Source organism: Nonomuraea sp. NPDC049750, from assembly GCF_040659625.1.
Taxonomy (GTDB): Bacteria; Actinomycetota; Actinomycetes; order Streptosporangiales; family Streptosporangiaceae; genus Nonomuraea.
The window spans coordinates 307,330-322,394 of record NZ_JBFANB010000002.1 but is presented as its reverse complement, the minus strand read 5'-3'; the positions used below and the strand labels follow the sequence as shown (position 1 = coordinate 322,394).

The following is a 15,065-nucleotide window of genomic DNA, read 5'->3' as shown; positions in this document are numbered from 1 at the left end:
CCTCCTACCGATCGCTTCCCCTTCGCGCAGAGGTCGACCGCGTCAGCTGCCGAATTCCTCGTCGATCTTCTGCTCGATGGCCTCCGACTTGGGGGTGTAGACCCGATAGAAGTCCTTGCCGCACTCCAGATCGTCCAGCGCGGCCTTGACCTCCTTGGCCAGGTACGGCTTGGCCTGGGCGGGCGTGAGCGTGGCCCCGAAGGTCCGCTTGACCCCGCCCTTCTTGGGGGGCGACGGCACGTCGGGAACGTCCTCGCGCTGCTGGCGACCGATCTGGTCCTCCTGATCGAGGAACGCACGCCAGCCGCGCTGCTGCAGTTCCGACGGCCTTGTGTCGGAGACCTTGTATCCCTTGCCTGTCAGGCACGTGGCCATGCTCGATGCCAGCTTGACCAGTTCGGCGTCGCCGTCGATCTCGCGCTCGTACGCCCTGTTCGAGACGGCGTCGGCCTGTTCCAACAGATCCATATCGGAACTCACCTTCTTGCCGAGGGCCTGCTTGGCCGCGACGACGATGCAGGCACCCACGGCCTTCCAGTAGCTCTTGCGCTGAGCCGGGGAGAGCTTCGTCCAGATTTTGCCGTTGGGGTCGGCCCCTGAGAGGTCGGGCATGTTGTCGGGGCTGTCTGGGCCCTTCGGGTGGACATATACCGAGAAGACCCCGAAGCCGTACTTCGCCCGCTGGGCCTTCAACGCCTCATAGTCACCGGCTTTGCGCTTACGCTCCTCGTCGGTGTCGGGATCTTCCGGTGGCACGTAGGCGATGTACTTGAAGCCCTTCTGCTTCATGCAGTCCGCCTTGACGGATTCGAACTGGCGCCTCTTCTCCTGTGCCATCGTGGCCGGCTTCGAGGGAGGTGTAGCGCTCTTCCCAGGTGGCTCGGCGTTACCCCCGCAGCCGCCGAGCACGGCCGTCACGGCCAGGGCTAAGACGGTCTTTCTGATGGTGTTCATGGTCGGTCTCCCCGTATGTCACCGTCACGCGCGCACGCGACCGCCCAGGCACCTGTACGGCTCGTGGTGGCGTCCGGCGCTCCCGCCGGCGCGCGTGATCTACTTCTTCCGTGGCTCGCGTACGAACCGGCCACCGTCCGATCTGGCAGGTCGTGCGGATCGGGCGCAAGCGACCCTCGCGGCTGGCGCCGAGCGCTGCCGCAACAGTCGCCCGCCTTGACCTGCTGCGGCCCGTCCCCTGTGCCCCGGTCGGAGGCCGTGGACGCGACTATCACGATCAGCGCCAATGTGGATCTCTCTGACGCGCCCGGCAACCATACTCTGTTCAATGAAGTATGGTCAATCACGGCGGCCTCCACGGCCCCGCTCGGGTCGCGCGACCAGCCCCAGAACTCTGTCCACCCTCGATGAGGGCCGAGAGTCTCAGAAGCCCCGTGGGCGTCCTCGACCGCCGTGGCGCGCGTCGGCGCCCACCGCTCGCCTTGGGGACGGCGGACGGGAAGGCGGGCCGCACGGCACCCACCAACCACCCGCGCAAGGTGATCACGGCCATCCCAGAGCCTGAGCCCCCACCGGAGGCGGGTCATATCCACACTGGCCTGCATCGATCTACGGCGAGCCCAGCGGGCCAACGGCACGCAGTGCGGCGATCAGCCCGAGGGGGTTCCCAAAAGAGCCTCTAACCGCCAGGTCGGGCAGACAGGTCGCCCCCCACCCCACGCCGCACAGACGGCTCGTCTCCCACCCCACGCCGCACAGACGGCTCGTCTCCCACCCCACGCCGCACAGAAAACTGCTCGTGACTTTCAGCGCGGAAAGCATGGAATGCACTGATCGCGAACTGATCGCCAACCTCAGCGCGCGAACTCGGTCGCTCGCGACTCTCGGACGACGGTGATACGGATCTGCCCCGGATAGGTCAGCTCCTCCTCGACCTGCTTGGCCACATCCCGCGCGATCACCTGCGCCTGGATGTCGTCGATCGCGTCCGGCTTCACCATCACCCGGATCTCCCGGCCCGCCTGCATGGCGAACACCTTCTCCACCCCGTCGTACGACTGCGCGATCTCCTCCAGCCGCTCCAGCCGCTTGACGTACGCCTCCAGCGACTCCCGTCGCGCACCCGGACGGCTGCCGCTGATCGCGTCGGCCGCCTGCGTGAGCACGGCCTCGACCGTACGGACCTCGACCTCGTTGTGGTGCGCCTCGATGGCGTGCACCACGTCCTCCTGCTCGCCGTATCGGCGGGCGATCTCCGCCCCGATCAGCGCGTGGCTGCCCTCGACCTCGTGCGTCAACGCCTTGCCGATGTCGTGCAGGAGGGCGCAGCGCTTCATCAGCGACTGGTCCATCTTGAGCTCGGCGGCCATGATTCCGGCGATGTGCGCGGACTCGATGAGGTGTTTGAGGACGTTCTGTCCATAGGAGGTGCGGTATCGGAGCTGGCCGAGCAGCAGCGTCAGCTCGGGGTGCATGTCCGTGATGCCCAGCTCGACCAGCGCGTCCTCACCCGCCCGCGCACACAGGTCCTGCACCTCCGCACGGCTGCGCTCGTGCACCTCCTCGATGCGCTGGGGGTGAATACGGCCGTCGAGTACCAGTTTCTCCAGTGTGAGCCGGGCAGTTTCCCGGCGTACCGGGTCAAAACACGACAGCAACACCGCTTCCGGTGTGTCGTCGATGATCAGGTTCACGCCGGTCGTCGACTCGAACGCCCGGATGTTGCGCCCCTCACGGCCGATGATCCGGCCCTTCATCTCGTCACCGGGCAGGTGCAGCACGCTCACCACGGACTCGGCCGTCTGCTCGGCCGCCATCCGCTGCACGGCCAGCGTCACGATCTTGGTAGCGCGCTTCTCGCCCTCCTTGCGCGCATCGCCCTCGATCTCCCTGACGATCAGCGCGGCCTCGCGCTTGGCCTGGTTCTCGATCTCGCGCACCAGCTCGCTCTTGGCCTGCTCACCGGTGAGCCCGGCGACGCGCTCGAGGATCACCCGCCGCTCGTTCTCGACCTGCAGCAGCTCCGCGCGCCTGTCGGCCAGCTCGACCTCGGTCTCGCCCAGCTTGCGATCACGTTCGGCCTGCCGCCTGGCCTCCTCGTCGAGCCGCTGCTCGCGCTCGGCCAGCCGCCCTTCCCTGCGTTCGAGGTCGGCCCGGAGCTCCTTGAGCTCGGCCTTGAGTATCCGCCCCTCCTCCTCGACCTCGCGCCGCAACTGCGCCGCGCTCTCGGCGGCGGCCGCCGACCTGCGCAGGATCTCCTCGGCATCGGACTCGGCCTTGCCCCGGATCTCCCCGGCCTCTTCACGAGCCAGCTCAAGCTCCTCGTGCACGGCCTGCAATTGCTCAGGGCTCGGCTTGAGCACCCGCGAACCGCTGCCCGATGTGCGGCGGACGACGATGAGCAACGCGGCGATCATCCCGAACGCCAGCAGGAGCACCGCCACCGACAGCACCACGACAAGCGGCCCCATGTGCTCCCCGCCCTCCTCGCGTCGTCAAGACTCGTAACGCGCCCTCAAAACGGGAGGGGTCACATGCGCGGCGCTGATCGCCCAATCGGCATCTTCACCACGACCGATATCCAACCAAGACTGACCGGGCGTCGACTGCGATAGCCGACACCTCGCCTGCCTCGATCCACCGAGCTCGTTCGTCCGTCAATCACCGGTATGGCAATCCGCACTGCGCGGAGTAACTCCTCACTGCCGTCGAGGTTATGCGTCGAACAAGTCACGAGCAAGCAAACGAGTCATCAAGCGTGTCTTACGGGCTTGCATCTCTTCATTGAGGCAGATTTCCCGCTTCTGCCCCGAAATGCCGCTCCGCACGCAACTACGCACGCCCTCCCACCAAACCTCGAGCCCGACCAGAAAGAGGCCCGCCTCCGCTGCCGCCAGAGCCCGAACACCTCACCCGAGGGGCCGGGCACCCCTCGGACAGCCCCGCACCCCGGCACCGCCAGAAACCAAGCAACCCGCCCCAGAGACTCGGCACCCCACCCCGACGAACCGCACCCCGGTGTGGAACGTGTGTGAGGAGAGTGATCCGGTGCGGGCGGGGCCGTGTGGAGGTCAGGAGAAGTCGTCCTCGATTTCGACGCCCTCCGTCTCCAGTGCCTCGCGGATGACGCGGAAGGCCAGTCCCGGGGCGTACCCCTTTCTGGCCAGCATCCCGGCGAGGCGGCGCGTGCGGACCTGGGGGTCGAGGCCGCGGGTTGAGGACAGCTTGCGTTCGACGAGGCGGCGCGCCGTTTCGAGCTCCTGGTCGGGCTCGAGGCGGTCCACGGCCTCGTTGACGGTCTCGGAGTCGACGCCGCGGTGGCGAAGCTCCGCGGCCAGGGCGCGTTTGGCGAGCCCACGACCGTGGTGGCGGGAGTCGACCCAGGCTTCGGCGAATGCCTCATCGTTGATCAGGCCCAGCTCGGAGAAGCGGTCGAGGACCGCCTCCGCGGCTTCATCCGGTACGTCACGCTTACGGAGCGCCTCGGCCAGTTGAGCTCGCGTCTTGGGAGCCATCGTCAGCAGACGGAGGCAGATGGCCCGAGCCACCGACTCAGGGTCGGCGTTGGGAGCCGCACCGGCGGCCGACCCCTCATCGGGTCCGTCGGGAAGCCACCCAGCACGCCCCCGAGAGCCCGCCGAACGTGCCCCCTTCCCACCCCGCCCTCCCGATCGCCGTCCTCTACCGGAGCGCCTCTCCCCACGTCGGCCGCCCTGGTACGGATCATCCTGGTACGGATCATCCTCGGCGTGGCCACCGGCCTGGCCACCGATATAGGAACCGCCCTCGAACTGACCGCTGTGGGTGCCCGCACCGGACGACAGGCCGTCCTGGGAGAACGGCACGTCGCCTCGGGGAGATGGGTTGTCCACGGTGGACGATGAATTGCCTTGGGCAGGCGGAGGCACGTCCTGGCCCCCGGGAGACGCATTGCCTGCGGTGGACACTGAGTTGTCCTGAGCAGGCCGAGACACGTCGTCGCCCTGGGGAGCCGCCCTGCCTGCGGTGGGCAGTGAGTTGTCCTGGGCAGGCCGCCAGACGGTTTCTTGGGGCGCGGTTGAGAGCCGCTCGTCGTTCTGTCCGCCGCCCGAATCACCGGACGACTCAGCGATCGATGCTGCGCCCAGCTCGGAGCTCGGATCGGCAGGTGCATGAGCGGGCTGGGCCGGGGACGTGTAGGCCGAGGGTGGCTCGGCCGGGGGTGGCTCGGCCGAGGAGCGGGACCGTTGGCGCCATTCGCTGAGCGACGGCCACCCTGCCGACGGCTCCCCGCCGGACGGCTTCCTACCCGACGGCTCGGTGCCGGGCAGCTTCCCGCTAGACGGTTCGCCGCCAGGCGGCCTCCCATCGGACGAGTCGCCGCCGGGCAGCCTCCCGCTGGACCGTTTCCTCCGGGATGGTTTCCGACCTCGAGGTGAGTCGTCCGAGGAGAGCTCGGAGGGCCAGGTGTCCTCCGGGGTTGATGACCGCGGAAAGAGGTTGGCGCTGGAGTTGCGGCGGCGGCCCGGAGGTGGAGTGGGGAGGTCGGGCCAGGCGCCCCAGTCATGGGAATGGGGCGCCTGCGACGGGTCCGTGTCACTCATCCGACGACCGATCAGAGTCACTCATGTGGCGACTGATCAGACGTCACCGGGCTTCGGCGTGGCGGCGGCCTTGGCGCCGCGGCCCGAGGGAGCGGCGGCGGGGGCGGCCGGGGCCGCGGGTGCCTCGGCCGGGGCGTCCAAGCGGGGGCCGACGCCGAGCTTGTCCTTGATCTTCTTCTCGATCTCGTTGGACATGTCGGGGTGGTTCTTCAGGAAGTTGCGGGCATTCTCCTTGCCCTGGCCGAGCTGGTCACCCTCGTAGGTGTACCAGGCGCCGGACTTGCGGACGAAGCCGTGCTCGACGCCCATGTCGATGAGGCCGCCCTCGCGGGAGACGCCCACGCCGTAGAGGATGTCGAAGTCGGCGACCCGGAAGGGCGGGGCCATCTTGTTCTTGACGACCTTGACCCGCGTGCGGTTGCCGACCGCCTCCGTGCCGTCCTTGAGCGTCTCGATACGGCGGATGTCGAGGCGGACCGAGGCGTAGAACTTGAGCGCCTTACCGCCGGTCGTGGTCTCGGGCGAGCCGAACATGACGCCGATCTTCTCGCGGAGCTGGTTGATGAAGATGGCGGTGGTGCCGGTGTTGCTGAGCGCGCCGGCGACCTTGCGCAGGGCCTGGGACATCAGGCGGGCCTGGAGGCCGACGTGGCTGTCGCCCATCTCGCCCTCGATTTCGGCCTTGGGGACCAGGGCGGCCACCGAGTCGATGACGATGATGTCGACGGCGCCCGACCTGATCAGCATGTCGGCGATCTCGAGCGCCTGCTCACCCGTGTCGGGCTGGGAGACGAGCAGAGCGTCGGTGTCGACGCCGAGCTTCTTGGCGTATTCGGGGTCGAGGGCGTGCTCGGCGTCGATGAACGCCGCGATGCCGCCCGCGCGCTGGGCGTTGGCCACCGCGTGCAGGGCGATCGTGGTCTTACCCGAGGACTCCGGGCCGTAGACCTCGACGATCCTGCCACGCGGCAATCCGCCGATGCCCAGCGCGACGTCCAGGGAGATCGAACCCGTGGGGATCACCTCGATGGGGGCTCGGGCGTCGTCGCCGAGGCGCATGACGGAGCCCTTGCCGAACTGCCTCTCGATCTGAGCGAGGGCGGTCTCGAGGGCCTTCTCGCGGTCGTTGATAGCCATGGGAACTCCCCCTGGAGGGTTGTGGTCCGATCAGTCGAGTGAAAGCTACGGCCTGCCACCGACAGTTTTGCGGAGTCGCCGCTGGGAGGGCGTGGCCTGGCGGATTACATCCTAGCCGAACGGCTGTTCGATCACAGCAGGAACACGCGGTAATGCCCCACGCAAACGGCTCCTGTCCCCCTACACCGAACGTTGAGCGCGTGCCGATGAACCTTGACGGACGCGAGCTCGTGACATCGAAGATTAAGTGTGCAGGCCAGAGCGTCTGCCCACAGGGGTCGGACGAGGCGGTCCCCCCGCGCGCCTGACGCGGACCGCGATGATTTCCGCAGACGCGCGGAGTCTATTCCTTTGGTGGGCTGGACCTTCCCGGCCCTGTGGCGAGAGGAGATCCGATCGTGGCAGTGGGGATCTTCGCGGGCATCCCTGTCCGCGACTGCAAGAGTGCCGTGGAGTGGTACACCAGGCTTCTCGGCAGGGGTCCGGCGTTCTGGCCCAACGACGTCGAAGCGGTGTGGCAACTGGCCGAGGACCGGTACGTGTACGTCATCGAGGACGCCGCTCGCGCCGGCGGCGGCGTGAGCATGATCTGGCTGGACGATCCGACGTCCGAGGTGGAGCGGATCGCAGGGCGCGGCCTGCGGCCGGTGGACATGGAGCAGCACGGCAACGTCTGCAAGTGGGTCTTCCGTGACGCTGACGGCAACGAGACAGGCATCGGAGGCGAGACTATGCCTGCGCCCTGAATCGGAATTTGATGGCATGCGCTCAACGTTCGCCGGCAGACGACAGCTCCACCTGGAATACCGATCAAGGTACGCTGTGGGCCGTCGCCACCTGGCGGCCGGGGAGCGCGGAACACGGCGTTCAGCAGGTCGGCGACCGGCCGGTGTGGGATGAGGCCTTCCAGGCGTACGCCCAGCGGGTCGCCTGGGGCGAGCCGAGCCGGCGGCGGTACGGCATCACCGTCACGCCGGAGGGCCAGCGGATCTGGCTGGACGATCCGGAGCGTGTGCTGGGTAGCGCAGGATCCTGAGCACGCGAAAGAGGCCCCCGCCCTCCCGAGGGCCTCCGCGCCGATACCCAGCGCACCATCACGCGGGTGTGGACGCTCTTGTGCGGACCCTCATGGACACCGCCGCGTAACCTCCAGATCCCGTCAAGTGATGTTCACGAGGGTTGGCCTCCGGGTGTTGTCAGGCGGGGTGAGCTGGGGAGACTCACTGCAGGGGCGAGGGTTGGAGGCGGCTTGACGGGCGGCTACACCGGGGAACGGCGCACCCATCTGGAAGCACTCGCCAAGTTGTTGCCCGGTCACGGGCTGGCGAGCCGCATGATGGGCGGTGAGGAGCCAGTGCTGTGGGCGTGGCATCCCCGCACCGGCAAGCAGACGCTCGTTTTCGCCACCCCCGCCGGTCGTGGGTGGCAGTTCCTGTGGTCGCCCGGCGGTCAGGGCACCGCCGACGACCTGCATCTGACGGCCCGCTCACTGAAAGAGAGCATGGAGGATGACGAGCAGGGAGGTTAGCGGGGCCGTGAGGTCCGCCCGGGGCCGTGAGGTCCGCCCGGGGCCGTGAGGTCCGCCCGGGGCCGTGAGGTCCGCCCGGGGCCGTGAGGTCAGCCGGGAGCCGTGAGGTCAGTAGAGGCGGGAGGTCAGCGGAGGCGGGAGGTCAGCGGAGGCGGGAGGAGACGTTCTCGACCTGGCAGACCGCGCGCCAGACGGTCTTGGCGCTCTCGCCGTCCGCCAGCGCCTGGTCGACCGTCCGCCCTTCGAGTGGGGCGAGCACGTAGTCGCGGGCCCACGAGTCGGCGTACGACTCCCCGAAGTGGGCGCGCATCCGTCTCCAGAACTCGGTCAGCCGCATCACACAAGTATGGAACCGCCGGAAGGGTGGGTAGGACACCCCCATGGCAAAGACCCCCAAGCACTCCCCGCCCAAGTCCGCCGAGTGCAAAGCCAACCGAAAGAAGCGCCGCCAGCTCCGGTTAACCCAGCGCTTAGCCGTACAGCAGGAGAAATCGGAAAGAGCCGAAAGGCACGCAGGCATCAGGCAGGAGCCTCGGGCGGGCACACCGCGTACGCGTAGAGCGTCGCGACGGTAGATCACATCACGCGCGAGCCGTACATCTCACCCAGATGGTCGGCGAGCAGCTCCAGCCGGGCGCCGTCGGGGTCCTTGAAGTAGATGGAGGCGCCGCTCTCGATCTGGTGCGGCACGCCGGCCACCTCGAGCTTGCCGCGCAGCCGCTCCCAGGTGGCGGGGTCGACGGAGATCGCGATGTGGTGCAGCCCGCCGAGCACCTCCTGGTAGGGGCCGAGGTCGAGCCCCGGGAAGTCGAAGAAGGCGAGGAGGTTGCCGTTGCCGATGTCGAAGAAGAAGTGGTTGGAGCCCTTGAAGTCACGGTTCTCGAAAATCTCCGTCAAGGGGAACTCAAGAAGCTCCTGGTAGAACTTGACCGTCCGCTCCACGTCCGACGACAGCAGGGCGAAATGGTGCAGGCCGCGCGCGCTACTGGACGGCCGGTGCGCTAACAGATAGCGCTCCCTGATGTCCTCGCGGCGGTTCTCAATGGCTGCGTAGTCGATGCCCACGCTCGCTCTATGTCCGCAGCGCCCCCGCCTCAATCTCGCACCGCCGCCACAATGAGTTTTCTGTCGGTGCGACGAGGCAGTATGTGCTGGTGAGCTCGCTAGAACATTTCTCCCACACCACCAGGCAGTGGTTCGCCGGAGCGTTCGAGGCGCCCACGAGTGCGCAGGAAGGCGCGTGGGAGTCCATCGCGCGCGGCGACAACACGCTCGTGGTGGCACCCACCGGGTCGGGCAAGACGCTGGCGGCCTTCCTTTGGTCCCTCGACCGCCTGGCCGCCGCCGACCACCCCACCACTCCGGCGGATCCGACGCAGGTCGACGCGGATCCGACGCAGGTCGACGCGGGTCCGACGCAGGTCGACGCGGGTCAGAAGCAGGTCGACGCGGGTCAGAAGCAGGTCGACGCCGGTCCCAAGCAAGGGCCGAAGCAGGTCAAGAAGCAGACCAAGGTCTTGTACGTGTCGCCGCTCAAGGCGCTGGCCGTCGACGTGGAGCGCAACCTGCGTGCACCGCTGGCCGGGCTCAAGCAGACCGCGCGCCGGCTCGGCCTGCCGGTGCCGGAGATCTCGGTGGCCATCCGCTCCGGCGACACCCCCGCCGAGGACCGCAGGCGGTTCGCCGCCCACCCGTCCGACATCCTCATCACCACGCCGGAGTCGCTGTTCCTGCTGCTCACCAGCCAGTCACGCGAGGCGTTGCGGGGCGTCGAGACGGTGATCGTCGACGAGGTGCACGCGGTGGCCGCCACCAAGCGCGGTGCCCACCTGGCGCTCAGCCTCGAGCGGCTCGACGCCCTGCTCCAACGGCCCGCGCAGCGCATCGGGCTGTCGGCGACCGTACGACCGGTGAGCGAGGTCGCGGCGTTCCTCGGCGGGTCCCGCCCCGCGACGGTCGTGCAGCCGCCCTCCGACAAGGTCATCGAGGTCGAGGTGGTCGTCCCGGTCGAGGACATGACGGAGATGGAGCGCAGGCCGGGGTCCTCCGCGGGCGGGCCGGGGTTCGCCGACGGTGAGGAGCCCGAGCCGTCCAGCCGGTCGATCTGGCCGCATGTCGAAAACCACCTGTTCGAGCTGATCGAGGCGCATTCGTCGACGATCGTGTTCGCCAATTCCAGGCGCCTGGCCGAACGTCTCTGCACCAGGCTCAACGAGCTCGCCTACGAACGCGTGCAAGGTCCCGAAGCCGTCGATCTGTCGATCTGGGAGACGCCGTTGCCGGGAGATCCGCCCCGGCCTACGCCCTTTTCGGAAGATCCATCCCGGCCGACGCCGCTGCCGGGAGATGCGCCCAGGCGCACGCCCCCACCGGAAGATCCGCCTCGGCGGGCGCCCGCCGAGATGATGGCGCAGGCGGGGGCGAGCAAGGGCGTGGTCACCGAGATCGTCCGCGCGCACCACGGCTCCGTGTCCAAGGAGGAGCGGGCGCAGATCGAGGAGGCGCTCAAGTCCGGCCGACTGCCCGCCGTCGTCGCGACGTCCAGCCTGGAGCTGGGCATCGACATGGGCGCCGTCGACCTGGTCGCGTGTGTGGAGGCGCCGCCGAGCGTGGCCAGCGGGCTCCAGCGCATCGGCCGGGCGGGTCACCAGGTGGGCGCGGTGTCCAAGGGAGTGATCTTCCCGAAATACCGCGGCGACCTGATCCAGACCGCCGTCGTGGCCGAACGCATGATGAGCGGCCAGATCGAGGAGCTGCGCTACCCGCGCAATCCGCTCGACGTGCTGGCCCAGCAGATCGTGGCGATGACCGCGCTGGAGGAGTGGACGGTCGACGAGCTGGAGGCCGTGGTCAAGCGGGCCGCTCCCTACGCGACGCTGCCGCGTACCGCGCTGGAGGCCACGCTCGACATGCTGGCCGGCCGCTACCCGAGCGAGGAGTTCGCCGAGCTGCGGCCGCGGGTCGTCTGGGACCGGGTGACGGGCACGTTGCAGGGCCGTCCGGGCGCGCAACGGCTGGCGGTGACCAACGGCGGCACGATCCCCGACCGCGGGCTGTTCGGCGTCTTCCTGGTGGGCGAGAAGGCGTCCCGGGTGGGCGAGCTCGACGAGGAGATGGTCTACGAGTCGCGGGTGGGCGACGTGTTCGTCCTGGGTGCGACCTCATGGCGGATCGAGGACATCACGGCCGACCGGGTGCTCGTCTCCCCCGCGCCCGGCCAGCCGGGCAAGTTGCCGTTCTGGCACGGCGACGCGCCGGGCAGGCCGGCCGAGCTGGGCAAGGCGATCGGCGCGTTCCTCCGCGAACACGCGGCGAACACCTCCAACGACCGCATGCGAGCGGCCGGACTCGACGACTACGCCGCCCGCAACCTGCGCGCCTACCTCGACGAGCAGCGTGAGGCCACCGGTTACGTCCCCGACGACCGCACCCTCCTGGTCGAACGCTTCCACGACGAGCTCGGCGACTGGCGCGTCGTCATCCACTCCCCCTACGGCGCGCGGATCCACGCTCCGTGGGCCCTGGCGATCAACCGGCGGCTGCGCGAACGCTACGGCCTCGACGTACAGGCCGTGCACTCCGACGACGGCATCGTGCTGCGGATCCCCGACACGCTGGTCGAGCCGCCCACCGACGTGGCGGCGTTCGACGCCGAGGAGATCGAGCGGATCGTCACCGAGGAGCTGGGCGGCTCGGCGATGTTCGCCTCCCGGTTCAGGGAGTGCGCGGGCCGGGCCCTGCTGCTGCCGCGCCGCACGCCCGGCCGGCGCAGCCCGCTCTGGCAGCAGCGGCAGCGGGCCGCCCACCTGCTGGGAGTGGCCTCTCAATACGCGTCGTTCCCGATCGTGCTGGAGACGATGCGCGAATGCCTCCAGGACGTGTTCGACGTGCCCGGGCTGGTGGCGCTGATGCGCGACATCGCGGCGCGCCGGGTGCGGGTGGTGGAGGTGGAGACGTCGCAGGCGTCGCCGTTCGCCACGTCGCTGCTGTTCCACTACATAGGCGCCTTCATGTACGAGGGCGACGCGCCGCTGGCCGAGCGCCGGGCCCAGGCACTGGCGCTGGACATGACCCTGCTGGCCGAACTGCTCGGCGAGGCCGACCTGCGGGAGTTGCTCGACCCCGACGTCATCTCCGACACCGAACGCGAGCTGGCCAGGCTCGACCGGCCGTTGCGTGACGCCGAGGACCTGGCCGACCTGCTGCGCTCGCACGGGCCACTGCTCGCGCCCGACGTGAGCGTGCGCGGCGGCGATCCGGCCTGGCTGACAGAGCTCGAACGAGCCCGCCGGGCGATCAAGGTGCGGATCGCGGGCGAGGAGCAGTGGGCGGCGATCGAGGACGCGGCCCGGCTGCGTGACGCGCTGGGCGCGCCGCTGCCGGTCGGGATCCCGCACGCGTTCCTGGAACCGGTCGCCGACCCGCTGGCCGACCTCGTGGCCCGCCATGCCCGTACGCGCGGGCCCTTCCATGCCGGTACGCCCGCCGCGAGGTTCGGCCTGGGCGTGGCCGTGGTGACCGACGCCCTGCGCCGGCTGGCGGCGGCCGGGCGGGTGGTCAACGGCGAGTTCCGGCCGGGTGGCCGGGGCGAGGAGTGGTGCGACGCCGGTGTGCTGCGGACGCTGCGGCGCAGGTCTCTGGCGCGGCTGCGCAAAGAGGTCGAACCGGTCCCGCCCGAGACGCTCGCGCTGTTCATGCCCGCCTGGCACGGCATCACCGGCTCGGCGGCACGCGGCACCGACGGCGGCGGAGCGGCTGGCTCGGCACCACGCGGCACCAGCGGCGCGGCGCGGGCGATGGACGCGCTGATCCACAGCGTCGAGCAGCTCCAGGGAGCCGCCGTGCCCGCGTCGGCGCTGGAGACGCTGGTCCTGCCGTCGCGCGTGCCCGGCTACCATCCGGCGCTGCTCGACGAGCTGACCGCCTCGGGCGAGGTGATGTGGGTGGGCCAGGGGTCGCTGCCCGGCGGCGACGGCTGGGTGTCGCTCTACTTCGCCGACACCGCTCCCCTGTTGCTGCCCGAACCCGGCCAGATCACCATGACCCCGGTGCACGAGCAGGTGCTCGACGTGCTGGGCGGCGGCGGGGCGCTGTTCTTCCGGGGGATCTCCGACCAGCTCGGCTCGCTCGACGACGCGGCGCTGGTGTCGGCGCTGTGGGATCTGGTGTGGTCGGGGCGCGTGTCCGGTGACACGCTGGCGCCGCTGCGGGCCACGCTCGGGTCGGGCCGGCCCGCACATCGGCCGGCCACCACGCGCCGGCGGCGGGCCGTGCTGCCGAGCAGGAGCGGGCCGCCCACGGTGGGCGGGCGCTGGTGGCTGCTTCCCTCACCCGCCGAGGACACCACCCAGCGGGCGCAGGCCCAGGCCGAGGTGCTGCTCGAACGGCATGGGGTGGTGACCCGCGGGGCGGTGACGTCGGAACGGCTGCCGGGCGGGTTCACGCCGGTCTACCAGGTGCTACGGGCCTATGAGGAGAGCGGGCGGTGCCGCCGGGGCTACTTCGTCGAGGGGCTCGGGGGCGCGCAGTTCGCGCTGCCGGGGGCGGTGGACCGGATGCGCGCGATGGCCCCGAGCGTCGCGCCGGCCGGCCCGGCATCCGGCGACCTGGGCCCATCCGGGCGGGCCGCCGATCGGAGAGCGGTCGTCCTGGCCGCGGCTGATCCGGCCAACCCCTACGGGGCGGCGCTGTCGTGGCCGGCGCATCCCGGCGAGGTGGGGCACAAGCCCGGCAGGAAGGCGGGCGCGCTGGTGGTGCTGGTGGACGGGTTCCTGGTGCTTTACGTGGAGCGGGGCGGCAAGACGCTGCTGTCCTTCGCCGATGACGAGCGGCTGCGGCCGGCCGTGGACGCGCTGGCGCTGGCCGTACGGGATGGGGCGCTCGGGAAGCTGACCGTCGAGCGGGCCGACGGCGCCTCGATCGGTGAGTCACCACTGGCGGCGGCACTGGAGGAGGCCGGGTTCCACCCGACGCCGCGAGGTCTGCGCCTGCGCGCCTGACCGACCGAGAAGCCTGACCAACCAAGAGACCCGCGCGCCTGACCGACCAAGAGGGCTGCTCCGGCCTGACGATGTGTACGGCGTCACCCTCTGGATTCCCCGACGACACCGGAAACGGCCGTAACTTTGTATACGATTCCCTCAAATGACTGAGCTGACACTGGGCGGCGCCCATCTCCCCCTTCGCGACCAAGTGACCGCGGAGATCCGCCGACTCATCATCTCCGGCGAGCTCCCCCAGGGTGAGCGCCTGGTCGAGGACCGGCTGGCCGCCCGGCTGGGCGTGTCGCGCAACCCGGTGCGCGAGTCGATCCGGGTGCTCGCCGCCGAGGGGTTCGTGCAGGTCATCCCCAGGATCGGCGCCACCGTGGCGCGGCTGTCGCCGGCCGAGGCCGAGGAGCTCTTCGACGTGCGGATGGCGATCGAGGGGCTGGCGGCCCGGCTGGCGGCGCGCAAGCGAACCCCGGAGACGGCCGCGCGACTGCGGCTGGTGCTCGACTCGGCCAAGGAGGCGGTCGAGGAGGGCAGGCTCGAACGGGTGGCCGACCTCAACACCGCCTTCCACCTGGCCGTGGGTGAGGTGGCGGGCAACTCCTACCTCAATCTGATGATGGCGCCGATGCTGCTGCGGGCTCAGTGGGTGTTCCGGCAGACCGCGGCCGCACGCGGACCGCACTCCTGGTCGGAGCACCTGAGCCTGTGCGAGGCCATCGCGGCGGGCGACGAGGACGAGGCCCAGGCCAGGGCGGTCGCGCACGTCGCCGCGGCCAGGCGGTCGTTCCTGGCCGCCGTACGCCCGGCGAAGCCTCAGCACGACGAGAAAACGGTCGGATAACAACATGCGGTGACGAAACACCGTTGAAA

11 protein-coding genes are annotated in these 15,065 nt (G+C 69.8%); 5 read left to right on the top strand and 6 right to left on the bottom strand.

The features are described from left to right. Positions 1-42: 42 nt before the first annotated feature. From AB0J16_RS06705 to recA, 4 genes are all read right to left on the bottom strand, one after another. Complete coding sequence (locus AB0J16_RS06705) at positions 43-954, bottom strand: hypothetical protein (protein WP_358535393.1); 912 nt, start codon at positions 952-954, stop codon at positions 43-45. Positions 955-1,808: 854 nt separating this feature from the next. Next, positions 1,809-3,425, bottom strand: coding sequence for a ribonuclease Y (gene rny, locus AB0J16_RS06700; protein ID WP_358535391.1), 1,617 nt, complete (start codon positions 3,423-3,425; stop codon positions 1,809-1,811). A gap of 600 nt (positions 3,426-4,025) precedes the next feature. Next, positions 4,026-4,502, bottom strand: coding sequence for a regulatory protein RecX (locus tag AB0J16_RS06695; protein ID WP_358535389.1), 477 nt, complete (start codon positions 4,500-4,502; stop codon positions 4,026-4,028). 1,071 nt (positions 4,503-5,573) lie between these two features. Then, positions 5,574-6,674 carry a recombinase RecA gene (recA, locus tag AB0J16_RS06690; RefSeq protein ID WP_357947004.1) on the bottom strand — a complete coding sequence of 367 codons (1,101 nt, stop codon included), beginning with the start codon at positions 6,672-6,674 and terminating at the stop codon, positions 5,574-5,576. Positions 6,675-7,072: 398 nt separating this feature from the next. On the opposite strand from recA, the gene AB0J16_RS06685 reads away from it, so the two are divergent. The 3 genes from AB0J16_RS06685 (at position 7,073) to AB0J16_RS06675 (ending at position 8,202) form a co-directional block, all read left to right on the top strand. Then, positions 7,073-7,420, top strand: a complete 348-nt coding sequence (locus AB0J16_RS06685; protein ID WP_358535387.1) for a VOC family protein — start codon at positions 7,073-7,075, stop codon at positions 7,418-7,420. An 11-nt stretch (positions 7,421-7,431) separates the two neighbouring features. Beyond that, positions 7,432-7,710, top strand: coding sequence for a hypothetical protein (locus tag AB0J16_RS06680; protein ID WP_358535385.1), 279 nt, complete (start codon positions 7,432-7,434; stop codon positions 7,708-7,710). A gap of 213 nt (positions 7,711-7,923) precedes the next feature. Next, the gene (locus AB0J16_RS06675) at positions 7,924-8,202 is read left to right on the top strand and encodes a hypothetical protein (protein WP_358535383.1); all 279 of its coding nucleotides are present in this window, start codon (positions 7,924-7,926) and stop codon (positions 8,200-8,202) included. Positions 8,203-8,344: 142 nt separating this feature from the next. Here the strand turns inward: AB0J16_RS06675 and AB0J16_RS06670 are convergent, their stop codons facing one another. Then, entirely contained in the window at positions 8,345-8,539 is a 195-nt protein-coding gene (locus tag AB0J16_RS06670; protein WP_225290661.1) for a DUF3046 domain-containing protein, read from the bottom strand. A 239-nt stretch (positions 8,540-8,778) separates the two neighbouring features. Next, on the bottom strand, positions 8,779-9,267 hold the full coding sequence (locus AB0J16_RS06665; RefSeq protein ID WP_358436160.1) for a VOC family protein: 489 nt from the start codon (positions 9,265-9,267) through the stop codon (positions 8,779-8,781). A gap of 89 nt (positions 9,268-9,356) precedes the next feature. Here AB0J16_RS06665 and AB0J16_RS06660 point away from each other — a divergent pair, with 89 nt between their 5' ends. Both AB0J16_RS06660 and AB0J16_RS06655 read left to right on the top strand, forming a co-directional pair. Next, positions 9,357-14,201 (top strand): DEAD/DEAH box helicase, encoded by a 4,845-nt coding sequence (locus tag AB0J16_RS06660; RefSeq protein WP_358535381.1) that lies wholly within the window; start codon positions 9,357-9,359, stop codon positions 14,199-14,201. A gap of 145 nt (positions 14,202-14,346) precedes the next feature. After that, positions 14,347-15,036, top strand: a complete 690-nt coding sequence (locus tag AB0J16_RS06655; RefSeq protein ID WP_358535379.1) for a GntR family transcriptional regulator — start codon at positions 14,347-14,349, stop codon at positions 15,034-15,036. The last annotated feature ends 29 nt before the right edge of the window (positions 15,037-15,065 follow it).